The organism is Anabaena subtropica FACHB-260 (assembly GCF_014697105.1).
GTDB lineage: Bacteria > Cyanobacteriota > Cyanobacteriia > Cyanobacteriales > Nostocaceae > Trichormus > Trichormus subtropicus.
The window spans coordinates 13,238-30,594 of record NZ_JACJRF010000006.1; the positions used below are offsets into that span (position 1 = coordinate 13,238).

Annotated in this window: 16 protein-coding genes and 1 other RNA gene; 9 read left to right on the forward strand and 8 right to left on the reverse strand. The window is 40.5% G+C overall.

Going from position 1 to position 17,357, the window contains the following annotated elements; translation table 11 throughout:
• Window position 1: 1 nt before the first annotated feature.
• The 3 genes from H6G18_RS05075 to H6G18_RS05085 form a co-directional block, all read right to left on the reverse strand.
• On the reverse strand, window positions 2–646 hold the full coding sequence (locus H6G18_RS05075; RefSeq protein WP_190406003.1) for a DUF1361 domain-containing protein: 645 nt from the start codon (window positions 644–646) through the stop codon (window positions 2–4).
• A 692-nt stretch (window positions 647–1,338) separates the two neighbouring features.
• On the reverse strand, window positions 1,339–1,818 hold the full coding sequence (locus H6G18_RS05080) for a hypothetical protein (protein WP_190406004.1): 480 nt from the start codon (window positions 1,816–1,818) through the stop codon (window positions 1,339–1,341).
• A gap of 229 nt (window positions 1,819–2,047) precedes the next feature.
• Complete coding sequence (locus H6G18_RS05085; protein ID WP_190406005.1) at window positions 2,048–2,752, reverse strand: choice-of-anchor E domain-containing protein; 705 nt, start codon at window positions 2,750–2,752, stop codon at window positions 2,048–2,050.
• A gap of 444 nt (window positions 2,753–3,196) precedes the next feature.
• Between H6G18_RS05085 and polA the strand changes: the two genes are divergently transcribed.
• Complete coding sequence (polA, locus tag H6G18_RS05090; protein ID WP_190406006.1) at window positions 3,197–6,121, forward strand: DNA polymerase I; 2,925 nt, start codon at window positions 3,197–3,199, stop codon at window positions 6,119–6,121.
• A gap of 88 nt (window positions 6,122–6,209) precedes the next feature.
• Here polA and H6G18_RS05095 read toward each other — a convergent pair whose 3' ends face one another.
• A complete protein-coding gene (locus H6G18_RS05095; protein ID WP_190406007.1) occupies window positions 6,210–7,466 on the reverse strand; it encodes an HhoA/HhoB/HtrA family serine endopeptidase in 1,257 nt (418 codons plus the stop codon).
• 169 nt (window positions 7,467–7,635) lie between these two features.
• Here H6G18_RS05095 and dnaA point away from each other — a divergent pair, with 169 nt between their 5' ends.
• A complete protein-coding gene (gene dnaA, locus H6G18_RS05100; RefSeq protein WP_190406136.1) occupies window positions 7,636–9,009 on the forward strand; it encodes a chromosomal replication initiator protein DnaA in 1,374 nt (457 codons plus the stop codon).
• A 7-nt stretch (window positions 9,010–9,016) separates the two neighbouring features.
• On the opposite strand, the gene H6G18_RS05105 is transcribed toward dnaA, so the two are convergent.
• Window positions 9,017–9,577: a 2'-5' RNA ligase family protein gene (locus H6G18_RS05105; protein ID WP_190406008.1), complete on the reverse strand. Its 561-nt coding sequence runs from the start codon at window positions 9,575–9,577 to the stop codon at window positions 9,017–9,019.
• A gap of 93 nt (window positions 9,578–9,670) precedes the next feature.
• Between H6G18_RS05105 and H6G18_RS05110 the strand changes: the two genes are divergently transcribed.
• The 6 genes from H6G18_RS05110 (at window position 9,671) to acsF (ending at window position 12,747) form a co-directional block, all read left to right on the forward strand.
• A complete protein-coding gene (locus H6G18_RS05110) occupies window positions 9,671–9,937 on the forward strand; it encodes a YciI family protein (RefSeq protein WP_190406009.1) in 267 nt (88 codons plus the stop codon).
• Between the two features lie 36 nt (window positions 9,938–9,973).
• Window positions 9,974–10,070, forward strand: an RNA gene (gene ffs, locus H6G18_RS05115) — signal recognition particle sRNA small type.
• A gap of 26 nt (window positions 10,071–10,096) precedes the next feature.
• Window positions 10,097–10,477, forward strand: coding sequence for a phasin family protein (locus H6G18_RS05120; RefSeq protein ID WP_190406010.1), 381 nt, complete (start codon window positions 10,097–10,099; stop codon window positions 10,475–10,477).
• A 167-nt stretch (window positions 10,478–10,644) separates the two neighbouring features.
• The gene (locus H6G18_RS05125; protein ID WP_190406011.1) at window positions 10,645–11,040 is read left to right on the forward strand and encodes a hypothetical protein; all 396 of its coding nucleotides are present in this window, start codon (window positions 10,645–10,647) and stop codon (window positions 11,038–11,040) included.
• Window positions 11,041–11,103: 63 nt separating this feature from the next.
• Window positions 11,104–11,514, forward strand: a complete 411-nt coding sequence (gene queF / locus H6G18_RS05130; protein WP_190406012.1) for a preQ(1) synthase — start codon at window positions 11,104–11,106, stop codon at window positions 11,512–11,514.
• A 156-nt stretch (window positions 11,515–11,670) separates the two neighbouring features.
• Window positions 11,671–12,747, forward strand: a complete 1,077-nt coding sequence (gene acsF / locus H6G18_RS05135; RefSeq protein WP_190406013.1) for a magnesium-protoporphyrin IX monomethyl ester (oxidative) cyclase — start codon at window positions 11,671–11,673, stop codon at window positions 12,745–12,747.
• Between the two features lie 59 nt (window positions 12,748–12,806).
• On the opposite strand, the gene glgA is transcribed toward acsF, so the two are convergent.
• From glgA to H6G18_RS05150, 3 genes are all read right to left on the reverse strand, one after another.
• Window positions 12,807–14,225, reverse strand: a complete 1,419-nt coding sequence (gene glgA, locus H6G18_RS05140) for a glycogen synthase GlgA (RefSeq protein ID WP_190406014.1) — start codon at window positions 14,223–14,225, stop codon at window positions 12,807–12,809.
• Between the two features lie 128 nt (window positions 14,226–14,353).
• Window positions 14,354–15,325, reverse strand: a complete 972-nt coding sequence (gene hemC / locus H6G18_RS05145) for a hydroxymethylbilane synthase (protein WP_190406015.1) — start codon at window positions 15,323–15,325, stop codon at window positions 14,354–14,356.
• A 230-nt stretch (window positions 15,326–15,555) separates the two neighbouring features.
• On the reverse strand, window positions 15,556–15,963 hold the full coding sequence (locus tag H6G18_RS05150; RefSeq protein WP_190406137.1) for a lysozyme inhibitor LprI family protein: 408 nt from the start codon (window positions 15,961–15,963) through the stop codon (window positions 15,556–15,558).
• A 398-nt stretch (window positions 15,964–16,361) separates the two neighbouring features.
• On the opposite strand from H6G18_RS05150, the gene H6G18_RS05155 reads away from it, so the two are divergent.
• Window positions 16,362–17,336, forward strand: a complete 975-nt coding sequence (locus tag H6G18_RS05155) for a YegS/Rv2252/BmrU family lipid kinase (RefSeq protein WP_190406016.1) — start codon at window positions 16,362–16,364, stop codon at window positions 17,334–17,336.
• The last annotated feature ends 21 nt before the right edge of the window (window positions 17,337–17,357 follow it).

Here is a 17,357-nt window from a genome sequence, read left to right on the forward strand (position 1 = left end):
TTCAGTATTCAGTACGTTCTGATTCCATACCTATTCGTTGGTTTCGGTGCATCACAAAACCTAAAGATACTCGTTTCATTATTAAATATAAAACTAGCAGGATCACAAAACTAGCAGCAATAATGATTAAAGGTTGCTTTCCTAAAAGTTCCTCTATCCCTCTAGTCAGTAAAGCATCTGGTTGAGTAATAAAATCCCAACTATTAAAACGTAAAAACCTACCCCAATAAATGCCAACAGCACACAAAGCATGAGTAATTAATTCAACTTTTAAAATCCATTGGCTTTTATCAATGCGGTGTAAATAATAACCTAAATTAATCAATGATATGACATAAGCTTCAAATCCTGCTAGAATCACTAATAAATAAACAGGAATCAGCACTAAAGTAATCATCCACACCGATTGAATTGTCCGAATGTCGTGTATCAAGTGAATTACATCAGTTAATAAATAAGGCGCATTTGGTAAAAAAGCGTAGAAAACTAAAAATCCCAACCACCATAACCAAGAGCGCCCACGTCTGGTGCGAAACAGCCAAACACTCAAGAGCAAAGGTATAAAAGCCAGAAATAGATTCCAAGTCATCCAACGCATATTTATACTTAAAACTTGGAAGACTCTGGCTAATAATTCTTCTTTCATAACTGTTTGTTAAAAAAATATGTGATTAATTTGAATTCTATTTACTAGAAATATTAGCTTTTTTTTGGGAGATCAATTATATGAATAATGTACTAATTTACTGTCAATTTTCCCATTTATAGTTTTTTCTTTAATTAATATAAGACTCCTGTATGATTTTAAGAAATCAATAGCATCCAAAGCTCCTTGTTTCCTATTGTAAGAGTAACTATTGCCTGTCTATCGCAAGTAAATTAGAAATTCAATCAGATTGCTACAACAAGCTATAGTATAGCGTTAACAATTCAAAATTCAAAATACCCTTCTCCTGTCGGAGACGCTACGCGAACGGGAAGCGAAGCGCTACAAAATTCAAAATTAAAGACAGTTGGAGTTGGGGATTTAAACCCCGACTCAACTGATACTACTTATAGACGTAGAGGTATTGAACCCTTGATTTTATGATAAAAATATAAATGGCAAACCTACCATAATAAAAGTAATTATCAATAAGCGTAAAAATAACTACTAAGAACTTCATAAAAATAATGGCTGGTAACCTCGCTCTTTTCCTAGCTTTCAGATCAATTACAATCCGCTTGATTGCGATTCCTAAATTTTTTCTGCAAATTTTAGGAATCGCAATGAATTAAATGGTCTAATAAGGGATGAAACCCCTATGAACAGTAGAAATTACCAATTCTTTCAATCAGTTACTCAGATTGGTTACAGTATTTATTTAGTTCTTCAACTAACGTATCTGATTCTTTGCCAGTAGTTGTAGCTGCATTGGTGAGAGCAGTATCAATTTCTGTTCTAGCCTTTTTTATTTTTTCTTTCCCAGTTGGTGATGCTTCTGCTAATTTAGCTGCGCCGAGGGCCTTACCAGCTGTAGCGATCGCTTGACTAAGATTCTGGAATACCTTGATAAAACCGCTTTGAAATTCCTTGAGATTGGGATCTGTTAAATTCAGTTCGGCTAAAGAGCTACTAATAGCTTCCAAATCCTTAGACAGTTGCAAGCTAGTAATCACTTGCTGTCCTTTGTTTTGGTCAATCAAAGAGTTGCCAGCATTCACTACTTGAATCAGTCGCTGACATTGAGTGGTTTTATCTTCAAAACAACCAGTAAGAAATAAAGAGATAGTTACACTAACAGTAATAATAACGTGATATTTACGGCACACTGACATAAATTCTCCATCACAGCACAAACCCCAACAATCGTAGCGAAAATCTAGTTATTTGGGGATAAAGTCATCACAAACACTAAAAAATAAAAAACCCAGGTCACATTATGACTGGGCTTGGGAGATTATTTAGTTATCTGATGAATGCTATGTTCTATTTAAGCTAGTCGATTTATTCACCCAGAGGGTGAGTTAACAACAGGATGGGAAAAAGCCCTCACGTCAGAAAACTTTATGAGTTTGATATTTTGATCGCGCTTTTTTTGCGTTGAGCGAGAAAAGCAGCACCTGCAAACAAACCAAACCCAAGCACAGAAGTGGGTTCAGGAACAGATTGGGCTGGGTCAAAGTCATAAATAACTGTGATACCTGCTTTAGCCAAGGTATCAACATAGGAAGTGATGTTACCTGATCCAGACACTTGGGATGTAGCGATCGCACTAAACAAAAAGTTCAAGTCACCAGTACCGATGAAAGACTGTAGGATGGCACTGTCTGTATAAGTTCTTGTGTCTGAACCTGTGGCATTTAGTCCAGCAATAGTTTTTCCTGAAGCGCCGGCAAAGTCGAGTCTTTGATCGAAGCTACTAACTTGATAACTAGAAATATTTTCTGGATTGAGCGATAGTAAGATGCTGTCTAGTTCTAAGGTTAAGTTACCAGCAAGTGTAACCGCAATTGTAGCAGCATTAGAAGCTCTGTTTTCAAAACCTGCTTCTCCTGTCACATCTCCAGTAAATTGCAAGGTTACACTTCTCAGTGTACCAAGGGATGTATCAAACTTACTGACACCAATAGATTGATTAACAATGTCGGTAGGAGCAAAATTAGTGCCACCTGAGAAGGATATAGTAGCTGCACTAGCAGATCCAGCAGTTGCGATAATTCCCGCGAGGGTTGTAGCAGCGCCTAAGGTTTTGAAAAGTGTTGTTGTCATGGGAAAAATCTTTTAAGAGTTAAGAATTGTAAGTTGGAATCACTCATACATTTATATCTGTAAAATTTGGCTAATAGGCTTGAGAAATATACTTAAGTTTTTGTAAAGCTTTGACTAGTAAATCACTATGAATAATCTATATTTTCTAGTGGATATGTAAATTTTATTTAAGGAAAATATTAATTGAATAGTAGTAGTCACTTATCAGAGTATTAATTAAATACTTTTTGATATTTCACAACTGAATTAACACCTAAATACACCAGAAAAATTACAAGTGTCTTCCTGTTTCTGTCAGTATCCTGTTTTATGGAGAGTGCTAGATTTTACGTTGAATATATCAAATGAAAAAATAATTGGTATGTTGAAACTGCGTCACAGTTCGCAAAATACCCATAAAACCATACTTGTTATGTGATGCAAGCTTCTGGCTACAATAAGGCTATGTCTGAAACTTCCGCTTCTATCACTACTACACGCCCCGCGTTCATCCTCGTAGATGGACACTCTCTCGCCTTCCGTTCATACTTTGCCTTTGCTAAAGGAAGAGATGGCGGTCTGCGTACTAAAACAGGTATTCCTACCAGTGTATGTTTTGGCTTTCTAAAATCTTTATTGGAAGTCATGGCTACACAACAGCCACAAGCAATGGCGATCGCTTTTGATTTAGGTTTGCCAACTTTTCGCCATGAAGCCGACGATACCTACAAAGCTGATCGCCCCGGAACACCAGAAGATTTTGTCCCTGACTTAAAAAATCTCCACGAATTACTCGAAGGCTTTAACCTACCAATTTACACAGCCCCTGGTTACGAGGCGGATGATGTATTGGGAACCTTGGCACAAAAAGCCAGCGCCGAGGGGTATAGGGTGAAGATTCTGACAGGCGATCGCGATTTATTTCAACTAGTCGATCCTGAGAAAGAAATCACTGTCTTAAACTTCAGCCCAGATGCGCTAAAACGCTCTACAAACAGCATCACTGAAATCAGCACAGAACAAGTTAAACAAAAGCTGGGTGTCTTACCTACTCAGGTTGTTGATTTTAAAGCCCTTTGTGGCGATAAATCAGATAATATCCCTGGTGTGAGAGGTATTGGGGAAAAAACCGCAGTCCAGTTACTTAATACCTATGGTTCACTGGATGAGGTTTACAAAGCATTAAATGAAATTAAAGGCGCGACTCAAAAAAAACTAGCAGAAGGGAAAGAAGATGCTGCTAAGTCTCAATACTTGGCAAAAATAGTTGTAGATGTGCCTCTAGAAGTTAATTTAGAAGACTGCAAGTTAGTAGGTTTTGATGAAAATGTCCTCATTCCCATTTTAGAAAAGTTAGAATTTAGTCGTTTCTTGACCCAAATCAACGAACTACAGCAACGTTTCGGTGGCAAAGTTGAAAAAGTAGCAAAAGCAGAAAACCTGTCTATAATCACCAACTTTGAAGATGAAGACATTACTTTTTATACTTTTGAAGAAACACAAGCAAGACAAGAAAATCAACCTACTTCACCAATTCAACCACGCATTATAAATACTGAAGCCAAGCTGATAGAGTTAGTGCAGATATTGCAACAATTCACTAACCCAGAAACTCCCGTTGCTTGGGACACAGAAACTAGCGGACTAGAACCAAGGGACGCGGAATTGGTAGGGATTGGCTGCTGCTGGGGAACAGAAGCAGATGCTATGGCTTATATTCCCCTCGCTCATACAAAGGGGGAAAATTTAACTAAAGAAATTGCACTTGCGGCACTACGTCCAATTTTAGAAAGTGCTGATTATCCCAAAACTTTTCAAAATGCCAAATTTGACCGCTTAGTTTTCCTAGTCCAAGGAATTAAATTAGCTGGTGTTGTTTTTGATCCTATGTTGGCTAGTTATGTTTTAAATCCAGATACTAGCCATAATTTGACTGATTTGACTCAGCGTTACTTGGGGTTAATCATTCAAAACTATGTAGACTTAGTTCCTAAAGGCAAAACCATCGGTGATATAGATATATCTGCTGTAGCAAATTATTGTTGTTTACAAGTTTATGCTACATTCCAACTTGTAACTAAGTTGCGTGAAGAACTAGCAAAAATTCCAGCTTTGGATAAATTACTCACGGAAGTAGAACAACCGTTGGAAGCTGTGTTAGCAACAGTAGAATACACTGGTGTCCGCATTGATTCAGCTTATTTGCAGGAACTTTCCCAACAATTAGAAATAGATTTAGCTAAATTACAAGAACAAGCAACCGAATTAGCTGGGGAAAAATTTAATTTAGGTTCTCCCAAGCAATTAAGTTATATATTGTTTGAAAAATTGGGATTAAGTACTAAATATTCGCGGAAAATACAGACTGGTTATTCTACAGATGCGGCGACCTTAGAAAGGCTCCAAGAAATTGATGATACTGGCTTTGTCAATGCCATCATAGAGTATCGTACTTTATCTAAATTAAAGTCTACTTATGTAGATGCCTTACCAGTGTTGGTACGTTCAGATACTAAACGGGTGCATACAGATTTCAACCAGACAGCAACATCAACTGGTAGGTTATCTTCGTCTAATCCTAATTTGCAAAATATCCCAATTCGCACAGCTTTTAGTCGGCAAATTCGTAAAGCATTTTTACCAGAATCAGGTTGGTTGATGGTAGCTGCTGATTATTCACAGATCGAGTTAAGAATTTTAGCTCATTTGAGTCAAGAACCATTGTTAGTGCAAGCATATCAACAGAATGAAGATATTCATACAGTCACCGCTAAATTAGTTTTTGAAAAAGAAGATATTACAGCAGATGAGCGCAGAATAGCAAAAACTATTAATTTCGGTGTGATTTATGGGATGGGTTCTTTGAAATTTTCTCGTTCAACGGGAATAGATAAAAACGTTGCTAACGAATTCATCAAACGATTTAACGAACGCTACGCCCAAGTCTTTGCATATTTGGAAGGAGTAAAAAAACAAGCGATCGCTCAAGGTTATGTAGAAACTATACTCGGTCGTCGGCGTTATTTTGACTTTACTAACAACAGTTTACGTAGCTTAAAAGGTACGAACCCCGAAGATATAGACTTAAGTAAACTGAAGAATTTGGGTGTTTACGATGCAGGCTTACTGCGATCGGCTGCTAACGCTCCAATTCAAGGTTCGAGCGCGGATATTATCAAAATTGCGATGGTACAAATCCATGAAGTTCTCAAAAAATATCAGGCGCGGCTTTTATTACAAGTCCATGATGAATTGGTGTTTGAAGTGCCTCCCCAAGAATGGGAAGAATTAAAACCACAAATTAAATCGGTGATGGAAGATGCTGTTAGCCTAAGTGTACCCCTAGTAGTAGATGTTCGCGCAGGTAATAACTGGATGGAAACAAAGTAAAGTACTTGAATTTATCAGTTATCAGTTAACACTTAACAAGTGACTGATAACTGATTTAATGTTGAATTTTGTAATGTTTACCCTTCCCTTACCCCTCTCTCTGCACAGGTAAAGGTGCTGGAGTGACAGCCACTTGTGTGGTTTGTCCATTGCGTTGTACTTGGATTTGTAAAGGTTTGCCGATTTGGCTACTTTCCACAATTTTTTGCACTTCTTCAACTGTTGTTACAGATTGGTTATTAATACTTTGAATGATATCTCCTGGTCTAAGTCCGCCATTTGCGGCGGGAGAACGAGGCACAATACGAACTAATAAAATACCTCTATCAGCTGTAATATTGACGCGATCGCCAAATCTTTCGTTGATTCTTTCCCTAATTTCTGGTGTCAAGGTCGCCATCTGCACACCCAAGTAGGGATGTTCTACCCTACCTGTAGCAATTAGTTCCTGAGAGATTTTCTGCACAGTATTCATCGGAATGGCAAATCCCAAACCTTGAGCGCCTCGGAGAATAGCTGTGTTCATCCCAATTACCTGACCACGAGCATTCAGCAAGGGGCCGCCAGAGTTACCAGGGTTAATCGCAGCGTCTGTTTGTATATAGTCAACGCGCTTATCACTAGCACCAATATCACTACTAGAACGTCCTGTGGCGCTAATAATTCCCGAAGTAACAGTGTTATTCAAGCCTAGAGGATTACCAATCGCAATTACTGCCTCACCTGGTTGTAAAGCTTCCGAATTGCCTACAGATACAGTTGGTAAGTTGTTAGCATCGATTTTAATGACGGCTACATCTGTTACTGGGTCTTCACCCAATACTGTACCGTCAAAAGTTCTGCCATCCTTGAGGGTAACGGTAACTTTATCCGCACCATCAACCACATGGGCATTAGTTAAAATTTGACCAGAAGAGCTGATAATAAATCCTGAACCACTACCCCGTTCTACTCGCTGTCTGGGCTGGGATGGTGTTACATCTCCAAAAAAGCGGCGGAAGAAGGGGTCGTTAAAATCATCTGGTACACGAGCAGTCACGGTTCTAGCAGAATCAATCCTGACTACTGCTCCTCCTACCCTTTGTACTACTCCTACGACAAAATTGGGGTCTCCAGTAGATGAAAAAATAGCCGGGGGAGCAATTACTGGAGTACTATCAGTAGCTGTTTGAGACTGAGATTGATTGGTAGGCGACTGCAATGACCTCGTAGGTAGAAGAGAGCAGCCGCCCACAGAAACTACTGCTACACTGCCTAGCAGCATCAAAACAGTACTGCTGAATTTTCTCTTTTGAGGCAAATTTTCATTACAAATATTTTTTAGATTACTATTATATGTCTTCATGTGTCTTTGCTTCTCCGTGTTAGTCAGTGAATGCTAGAATTTTGCCTACCGGGTTTGTCCCAAAATGATTACAACTCAAAAGCTGGTTCCAGGTCTAGAGCGTCTGAATGCTAAATTGGTGCTTGCTTATATCTTCTATTGTGACGATTAGCAGCGAAGGTGGTAAATGATGGAAATTCCCATTGACAGTTTATGGAGTCAGGTACTAGAGCGTTTACAACTAGAACTGTCTCGCCCCACCTTTGAAACTTGGATTAAGACTGCTAATGCGGAACGTCTAGAAAATAATTGTCTGGTAATAATTACTCCTAACCCCTTTGCGCGTAATTGGTTACAGAAGTATTACATCAATACTATTGCTCATGTAGTACACGATATTTTGGGATATCCTGTAGAAATTTACATTACGGTTGCTAAGGGTGAAGAATTTGAGGAGATTAGTGGGGGTGGAGCGTGGGAATCGTCAACTAAAGATAGTATCGCCGAAAGTTTAAATCACAACAGACAAACCAATACAGAACTCAATGCTAAATATGTATTTTCGCGGTTTGTAGTTGGAGCTAATAATAGAATGGCTCATGCAGCTTCTTTAGCTGTAGCTGAATCTCCTGGTAGAGAGTTTAATCCTTTATTTCTATGTGGTGGTGTAGGTTTAGGTAAAACTCATTTGATGCAGGCGATCGCTCATTATCGTTGGGAGATTTGCCCAGATTCTAAGATATTTTACGTTTCCACAGAGCAGTTTACTAATCACTTAATCACAGCTATTCGCAACGACAGTATGCAAAATTTCCGAGAACATTATCGTGCGGCTGATGTGTTGTTAGTAGATGATATTCAGTTTATTGAGGGTAAGGAATACACTCAAGAAGAATTTTTTCATACTTTTAATACATTACATGAAGCTGGTAAGCAAGTGGTTATTGCTTCTGACCGTCCACCTAACCAAATTCCCAGCCTACAAGAACGCTTATGTTCTCGGTTTTCTATGGGTTTGATTGCTGATATTCAAGCACCAGATTTAGAAACGAGAATGGCGATTTTACAAAAAAAATCAGAATATGAAAATATTCGTCTGCCCCGTGATGTAATTGAATATATTGCTACTAACTTTACTTCTAATATTCGGGAATTGGAAGGTGCTTTAACTAGGGCCTTAGCATATATTTCTATCTGGGGGTTACCGATGAATGTAGCAAATATAGCTCCTATACTAGTAATGCCAACGGAGAAAATAGAAGCTACTCCAGAAGCAATTTTTAAAGTTATTACTGACAATTTTGATATCTCAATCGAAGACCTGAAAAGTAACTCCAGACGAAGGGAAATTAGCTGGGCGCGTCAAATTGGGATGTATCTCATGCGGCAACATACTGATCTAAGTTTCCCTAGAATTGGTGAGGAGTTTGGTGGCAAAGACCACACAACGGTGTTGTATAGTTGTGATAAAATCGCTCAACTCAGGGAAAGCGATCGCGGATTGTCACAAACACTACGTCAACTAAGCGATCGCATCAAAATGAATAGCCGTTCTCAAAAATAATCAAAAGTTACGCTTTCAATGCCAACTCAAACTCTGATTTAATCTGCCAATGTCTATTGTCATGAATCAGTAATGTTAATTTTTTAGCAGTGAACTCAAAATATAAATGACGATTAACAAATTCTGGCCAAGCAGCTTGAAAGTTTTGTCTTGTTAAGTCCCGAAACGCAACTGTCATGTGTGGTGCAAAAGGGCGTTTTCTACCAACTTCGTCTACAATTTGCAAGCTGGCTTCTGTATGGATTATCAACTCGGCTTGCAAGTTTAATAGTTCTGGACTCCTTGCTACATTGATATAGATGACACGAGGCGCAAAGGCATCAAAACCACTCAGAGTTACTGGTATTGACTGCTGTTGACTGGCAAACTCTCTCAGGGACGTTTCTAGTGTTGATATGTTATCGTCTGCCCACTCGAAAGGCGGTTGTAGCGTGATGTGTGGCGGCGAATTTTGCGCGTGGCGACTGGCGTAATTATCTGCAAAGTATTGTTTGATTTGGTTGGCGTAGTCTTGTATCTCTTGTGGCGGTAGCAGGGCGACAAAAAAACGGCTCTTGGGATAATTCAAAATCAGATAATTCTAAATTTAGGATTTGGCGAACAAAGTAGGTATATCCTCTGACAATATTAGAACATAGGATTTCAGGAGGTTGCAAGCAAAATGCCTTGGTTTGTAAAAATAGAAGAAGGCCTGGTTGATAAATCCACCTTTGACCAATATGTACCTGCTCACCAAGCCTACGTCAGAGATTTGATTACCAAAGGATACAAAGCCAAAACAGGTTATTGGGCGCAGTTAGGGGGCGGGATGTTACTGTTTGAGGCTGCTTCGATGGCAGAAGCTAAGGCAATTGTCGCTGATGATCCCTTGGTGAAGAACGGTTGTGTCAACTATCAACTTTACGAATGGAAAATTGTAGTCGAATAACGCACAGTTACGGAATTTGATGTTATATTACTAATAGACCTGGACCTATGCGACTGCAACGCCTAAATCTTGTCAGGACCGGAAGGTAGCAGCAACACGGGATGCTTGTAGTAGGCGTAGTCTCCGGGTCGCCCTATTTATTAGGAGCTATCAGCAGCAATGCCTGGTTTTGGAGATATTGTTCAAAAAGCTTTTTACCTCGGTGTCGGACTGGCTTCTTACGCAGGTGAGAAAGCTGGAGGTAAATTAACTGAACTGCGATCGCAAGTCCAAAAACTAGCAGATGAAATGGTCGCAAAGGGCGAAATGACCACAGACGAAGCCCGTCGCTTCGTGGAAGATATGATGAAACAAGCTCAACAACCCCAAGCACCAGATGAAGCCCCTGAGAAATCACCTACTTCTGAACCTCGTCGCATCGAAATTTTAGAGGAAGATGAAGAACCAACGGTGAGAGAGGAATCAACAGAAAATGTAGATCAACTACGCCGACAAGTGCTAGACCTGCAAGAAGAGTTAAAAAAATTGCAAAAAGACTAGTAGCAGCTAAGTTTTTACCTTCAGCACTAGCACTAATCACAGTGTTAGCTTAGTGTGCTACTACGGGCGTAAAAATCTATAATTATAAATGACCTAGGGTGTACTTTAGTGCTTCCAGCCAAGTAGCACTATGCGTCCTATTTTTTGCAAGCCAGGGCGTTAAGTTTATGGATCAATGGCAAAAAGAGTTGTTGGAAATGGTAGAAACCGTGACCGATGAAGTAGAACGCTTCTTCCTAGGAATGAGTGAAATGGTAGATGCCTTTTTTGAGCTAACAGAAGAATTCACTGAACAAGTCCAAAACAGCATTGTTACAGAAGTTGACCAATATTTACAGGATATAACTGAGCCAATTCTGGATATTTACTGGGAATTAGAGGATGTTGTGGCGGATGTTGATCCTGGCTTTCCTTATTCCGTTGAAGCTACAACAGAACAAAATCCTGCCTGCATGGGTTGTAGCAATTACCACGGTCATGTTTATGGTGGTAACTTGTTAGTCTGTGGTATGCACCCGCATGGCTGGGATGATGGGAGTTGTCCGGATTGGGAAAAGGAATAGTGCTGAGTTGTGGATGTTAAGTTATTAGTAGTGTATCTTTACATTTCTTTGGACTAATAATTTATGAGTAATTCTTCGCCGGAAACTGTATCTCAGCCTAGCCAGGAACTTAAGTATGGTGAACGGAATATTGCGGAAGGGCAACTAATTACGTTTCCCAATCCCCGTGTGGGTAGGCGATACGATGTTAATATCACCTTGCCGGAATTTACCTGTAAGTGTCCTTTTTCTGGTTATCCCGACTTTGCCACAATTTATATTACCTACGTTCCTGATGAGCGAGTGGTGGAATTAAAGGCTCTAAAACTTTACATTAACAGTTACCGCGATCGCTACATTTCCCACGAAGAATCTGCTAACCAGATTTTAGATGATTTTGTCGCAGCTTGTGATCCCTTAGAAGCGACCGTCAAAGCCGATTTTACCCCTCGTGGGAACGTTCATACTGTGGTTGAAGTTCGCCATACGAAGTAAAGAACTTAGGGAGTAGGGGGAGAAACTTTTGAATTTTGAACTGATTCCTTCCTACCACCCATTTTTCTTTTTGTTTGCAAAAATTTAACTGATGCACCAAATATTCATTATATGCTTATATAACTATAGAGATATTTAGCCATATAAAGGAGTCTCATGGTTAATTCGCTTGCTACTCCAGAGCCTCAAACGCTGAAGCCGGGCGTTAAAGCACCTGTACAGGAAACATTATTAACACCCCGGTTTTATACTACCGACTTCGATGCAGTGGCGAATTTAGATATTTCCGCCAATGAGACTGAGATTCGAGCAATTGTAGAAGAACTGCGTGCTGACTACAACCGTCATCACTTTGTGCGTGATGAAGAATTTAAACAATCTTGGGATCATGTTACTGGAGAGAAGCGCCGCGCCTTTATTGACTTTTTGGAGCGTTCTTGCACTTCGGAATTTTCAGGATTTTTGTTATTTAAGGAATTATCCCGCCGCATCAAATCCCGTAACCCTCTGTTGGCGGAAGCTTTTGAATTTATGGCAAGGGATGAGGCGCGTCATGCGGGATTTCTGAATAAATCAATGTCGGATTTAAACCTTTCCCTAGATTTAAATTATTTAACCAAAAATCGCACATACACCTTTTTTCCGCCAGAGTGGGTTATTTACACAGTCTACCTCTCGGAAAAAATTGGTTACTGGCGCTATATTTTGGTGCATCAACATATGCAAGAGCATCCTGAATACCAGTTTTATCCGCTATTTCGGAAATTTGAAAGCTGGTGTCAGGATGAAAATCGACATGGGGATTTCTTTAAAGCATTGTTGCGATCGCAACCTAAATTATGGAAAAATTGGCAAGCACGCCTGTGGGTGCGCTTCTTCCTGTTGACTGTGTTTGCTACCCATACAATGACAGTCTTTGAACGCGCATCATTTTATGAATCCATTGGTATTCATCCGCGCAAATACAACAACAGAGTTATTCAAGAGACAAATAACACCTCAGCTAGAGCATTTCCTGTCATCTTGAATACCAACCACCCACTATTTTTCTGGCGCTTAGAACAGTGTTCAGAAAATAATCTCAAATTAGTAGCGATTAACAACAGCAAACTGCCCAAGTTCGTGAAGTTTTTCCAAAGAATACCCCCAGCCACTGCCATTTTCTGGAATATGCTACGGCTTTATTTGATTAAACCAATTGATACCGAAGCAACACGCGCTACAGTTCTTTAATACATCTCTGTGCCTCTGTGGTTACAAATTCTTCACCACAGAGACACGGAAACCCAGACTTACTGTTTTGTGAGGATTAATTCTGGTTGTGGCGTTTCTGGTTCTGGCAAGCCGTACATTGAGCGATAGAGTTTGTCGTATTCTTTAGCGGATTTGTACCAACTGAAGTCTTGACTCATACCACGCTTTTGTAGTTCTTGCCATTGGGGTTTGTAGCGGAAGCCTTCCCAGGCGCGAATCATGCAGGTAAATAAATCTAGGGGTTCGTAGCGGTCAAAGCAATAGCCTGTACCTGCTTCATTTACTGGGTCGTGGTGTGATACCGTGTCAACTAAGCCCCCGGTGCGGCGGACGATGGGGACGGAACCGTAACGCAAAGCCATCATTTGGCTAATACCGCATGGTTCAAAGCGGCTAGGCATTAAGAAGGCATCAGTACCAGCGTAGATGCGGCGGGATAGGGCATCGTTATACAGGAGGTAAGTGGCCATACGTCCGGGGTAGCGGGATGCTAATTGCCACATTTGGGTTTCGTAGTAGCGATCGCCTGTTCCCAACAAGACAAACTGAGCATCAGTATAAGCCATAAAGCGATCGAGCATTTGGATGACTAAATCTAGTCCCTTCTGCTCAACTAACCTTGTCACCATGCCAATCAAAAAGGCATTGCTGTTAACTTCTAATCCTACTTCTTCTTGTAAAGCAATTTTGTTGGCTTTGCGTTTATCTAAAGTATCAGTAGTGAAGGTTTGAGCAATATATTTATCTGTTGCCGGGTCGTACACTTCCGTATCTATACCGTTGACAATCCCCGATAATTTACCACTAATGAAAGATAGTAAACCTTCTATGGTTTCACCATAAGCAGGAGTCTTGATTTGCTCGGCATAGGTCGGAGAAACTGTATTTACCCTATCAGCAAACTGGACAGCAGCCGCCATTGTATTGTGTCCCTGCATATACCAAGGACACCAAGTAATTTTCTCTAGATACCAACGCCAAGGCCCTTGATAAGCCAAATTGTGGATGGTAAAGACTGTAGTGATATCTGGTGATTGGTTCATCCACACAGGAATCATGCCTGTATGCCAATCGTGACAGTGAATAATTTCTGGTTTCCAGTAATTCCAGCAAAATTCAGCCGCACCATTGGCAAACAAGGTAAACCGCCAATCTTCATCATCGCCTGAATAAATCCGCCGGGGGGTGAAGGCTGGATGTCCAAATAAATACAAGGGAACATCAGTACCAGGCAGCACCGCTTCGTGAACTGTAAAGTCCTGAAACATGGCGTATCCCTTCCAGATTGGCTCTTTGGGAATCTCCATTTTGTCTGGCAAAAAGCCGTAATAGGGCAAGAAAATACGTACATCATGCCCCATTTTTCTCAAGACTTTGGGTAATGCACCGACAACATCACCCATTCCCCCTACTTTTGCAACGGGTGCTGCTTCTGCTGCCACAAATAGAATCCGCATGGTATTTTTTGTTTCCCCGATTCTGCCTATACAGTTATCAGTTATCAGTTAACAGTTCTCAGTTTTTGATTGTTTAGTGTTTACTGACCACTGATTACTTATCTAAACATATATAGTTGACCAATCGATTAAGAACCACGTTGGATCTCTGCAAAGATTATATTTAAAATCTCTTGCGCTCCCTGTTCACGTAGACGTTCTGCTAATTGTGTACCAATTGCTTCGGCATCACTAATAGCGCCGGAAATGGTGTCTTTGACTAAGTTTTGACCATCTACACTGGCTACTATACCTGTGAGAGTTAATTCATCACCATTTATATCTGTATTTACACCGATTGGTACTTGACAACCACCTTCTAAACTGCGTAAAAAAGAGCGTTCAGCAAGACAGCGATCGCGTGTTTGGGGGTGTTCAATAGCTTTAAGTAATGATATCAGTTCGGTATCATCAACACGGCATTCGATCCCTAAAGCGCCTTGTCCGACTGCGTGAAGAGAGATTTCTTTGGGGAGGATTTGGTGGACGCGATCGCCCATTCCTAAGCGTTGTAACCCAGCAGCCGCTAAAATCAGACCATCATATTCGCCTGCATCCAGTTTAGCTAACCGTGTATTCAAATTTCCCCGTACATCTTTAAATGTCAAGTGGGGGAAATGGTGGCGTAACTGCGCCAAGCGTCGCAAGGAAGACGTACCAATTACCGCACCTTCTGGGAGGGTATCAATTTGTTTGTCTTTAAATTTTTCATGTACTACTAGCGCATCGGCGGGGTTTTCCCTTTCTGTGATGGCTGCTAGTGCTAATCCTTCGGGTAAGTTAGTCGGCAAATCTTTCAGAGAATGAACAGCAAAATCAATCTCTTGATTGAGCATTCCCACTTCCAGTTCTTTGGTGAATAGTCCTTTATCCCCTATTTTGGCTAGTGCTACATCAAGGATGTTGTCGCCTTGGGTAGACATGGTGTGGACTTCAAAATTGATATCTGGGAAACTGTTTTGTAATTGCTCTCTAACCCAGTATGTCTGAACTAGAGCGAGTTGACTTTTACGAGAACCTATACGTATTGTGCGTCTAGCACTGGAAACAACTGAAGTCATAAAACAATATGTCAAACCAGGCGATAATTTAACTCTCATCTAGACTACCGCAGTGAGTGCCTCCCTGATTGACTTTGCTCGATTTAGATTAAGTTTATTTTTGTCTTTCTTTACACTTTTTCACATTATTTAAAATTACTCAACACTACTTGAATCAAAGGCTAGGGCTTAGGGGCTAGAGACTGGTATTTTGTATTTATGACAGTGGAATTTACTAATCCAAAATGGTATTAACGGTCTGCTTGGAGATATTCTTGTAATTGCTGAGTACGCTGTTTTGTTACCTTTTCTAAGCAACTGAGATAAACACTCGGAGCTATACTTCCGCCTTCATAAGCGCTGCTCTCAAACTCACAGCTACTGTCACGAAACTTAATCCATGCTTGTTGTGCAGCAATTAACTTTTGTTGTCTGGGACGTTGTAACTTTGGTAATAGCCGTTTGTAAACTTGATTTAATTTTTTATCAGCATTTTGATAGGACAATTGTGAGCAGCGATTGATTTCCAATTGGGTTTGGGCATTGTTGCAATTGATATTTTGCGCTAAAAATATTGCCTTTGCCGTTGTTACTGTGGGAAAAAGTAAAGTGGTGCAAGCGAGGATAGGGATTAGGCACTGAGGGATGGGTAGCTTCATCATAAATGACGCGATGTACAACTGATTTTTAAAACCCCACTCCAAACCTTTCCCCATTGGCGTTAGTCTGCCGTTAGGCAAGCTGAGAGAGGCTTTGATTTTTGCTCCCCTTTCTTGGTAGGGAAAGATTTCGGGGTGTGGAGGGTAATGGGTAAGTATAGATTTTTAATAAAAACAACAGAAAAATCAATATTACGTCAACCCTTATACCCCTACACTCTCAAGCTAGTGTTTTACGGGTAAAGTGTAAAAAAGCAACCCTATCACGAGAGGGAAGCGATAATTACCAAAGAATGCTAAAAGTGATTTGGAGCTATAGCGATGATCCACCGTCGGTCGGAGACCATTAGCTAGGCTGGGGAATTGTCAAGCCATCGCAACTAATTATTCCATTTAATATGAATCGTTCCGCTTGCCTTATTTTTAACCCAGTTGCTGGTCAGGGTGATCCAGAAGTAGATTTAGCAGAAATTCGGGCAATCCTCGAACCAGAAATGGATCTCGATATTTACTTTACATCAGAAGAAATTGGCGCAGACCAACTTGCACAAGAAGCTGTAGAACGGGGAGTAGAGACAATTATCGCTTCCGGGGGAGATGGTACATTATCGGCTGTGGCTGTGGCTGTGGCTAGTACTGATATCCCTTTGGGCATTATTTCGCGGGGTACAGCCAATGCTTTTGCATCGGCGTTAGCAATCCCTGACACAATTGATGCTGCTTGTCGGACAATTTTGCAGGGAGTGACTCGTAATGTAGATGTAGCCTATTGTAATGACCTACCGATGATATTGTTGGTAGGCATTGGTTTTGAGGCGGAAACTGTGGAAAGAGCAGACAGGGAAGCGAAAAAACGCTTTGGAATGATGGCGTATATCCTGGCTGGCTTTCAAGAGTTGAGAGAATTAGAGAGTTTTGATGTAGAAATTGAAACCGAAGACAAAATCATCAAAACCACCGCCGCCGCAGTAACGGTTGCAAATGCTGCACCTCCGACTTCAGTATTAGCTCAGGGGCCAGCAGGGATTATTTATAATGATGGCTTATTAGATTTAACAATCGTAGCACCTAGCAATAAAGCAGGAGCGATCGCCGCCACATATCACCTTTTTCAAACTGCTTCTTCTAGAAATGCTACAGAGCGAGATGACATCGGTTATTTACGAGGAAAACAATTTAAAATCACTACAGACCCACCACAAAAAGTTGTCATTGATGGTGAGGTAGTGGGTACAACTCCAGTTGATATTAAGTGTGTACCAGAAGCCTTAAAGATTTTTGTCCCATTAGCACCAGAAGAGGAGCTAGTAGAGAAACTAGAAGGATTGCCCAATTTGACTATTGAAATGAAGGAATCAGCCGAAGAATCATAAAAATGTCTCATTCTAGCTGTT

Bases quoted from the DNA above. Each gene is read 5' to 3' on its own strand.
- H6G18_RS05075 (WP_190406003.1), bottom strand. From the start codon at position 646: ATGAAAGAAGAATTATTAGCCAGAGTCTTCCAAGTTTTAAGTATAAAT.
- H6G18_RS05080 (WP_190406004.1), bottom strand. From the start codon at position 1,818: ATGTCAGTGTGCCGTAAATATCACGTTATTATTACTGTTAGTGTAACT.
- H6G18_RS05085 (WP_190406005.1), bottom strand. From the start codon at position 2,752: ATGACAACAACACTTTTCAAAACCTTAGGCGCTGCTACAACCCTCGCG.
- polA (WP_190406006.1), top strand. From the start codon at position 3,197: ATGTCTGAAACTTCCGCTTCTATCACTACTACACGCCCCGCGTTCATC.
- H6G18_RS05095 (WP_190406007.1), bottom strand. From the start codon at position 7,466: ATGAAGACATATAATAGTAATCTAAAAAATATTTGTAATGAAAATTTG.
- dnaA (WP_190406136.1), top strand. From the start codon at position 7,636: ATGGAAATTCCCATTGACAGTTTATGGAGTCAGGTACTAGAGCGTTTA.
- H6G18_RS05110 (WP_190406009.1), top strand. From the start codon at position 9,671: ATGCCTTGGTTTGTAAAAATAGAAGAAGGCCTGGTTGATAAATCCACC.
- H6G18_RS05120 (WP_190406010.1), top strand. From the start codon at position 10,097: ATGCCTGGTTTTGGAGATATTGTTCAAAAAGCTTTTTACCTCGGTGTC.
- H6G18_RS05125 (WP_190406011.1), top strand. From the start codon at position 10,645: ATGGATCAATGGCAAAAAGAGTTGTTGGAAATGGTAGAAACCGTGACC.
- queF (WP_190406012.1), top strand. From the start codon at position 11,104: ATGAGTAATTCTTCGCCGGAAACTGTATCTCAGCCTAGCCAGGAACTT.
- acsF (WP_190406013.1), top strand. From the start codon at position 11,671: ATGGTTAATTCGCTTGCTACTCCAGAGCCTCAAACGCTGAAGCCGGGC.
- glgA (WP_190406014.1), bottom strand. From the start codon at position 14,225: ATGCGGATTCTATTTGTGGCAGCAGAAGCAGCACCCGTTGCAAAAGTA.
- hemC (WP_190406015.1), bottom strand. From the start codon at position 15,325: ATGACTTCAGTTGTTTCCAGTGCTAGACGCACAATACGTATAGGTTCT.
- H6G18_RS05150 (WP_190406137.1), bottom strand. From the start codon at position 15,963: ATGAAGCTACCCATCCCTCAGTGCCTAATCCCTATCCTCGCTTGCACC.
- H6G18_RS05155 (WP_190406016.1), top strand. From the start codon at position 16,362: ATGAATCGTTCCGCTTGCCTTATTTTTAACCCAGTTGCTGGTCAGGGT.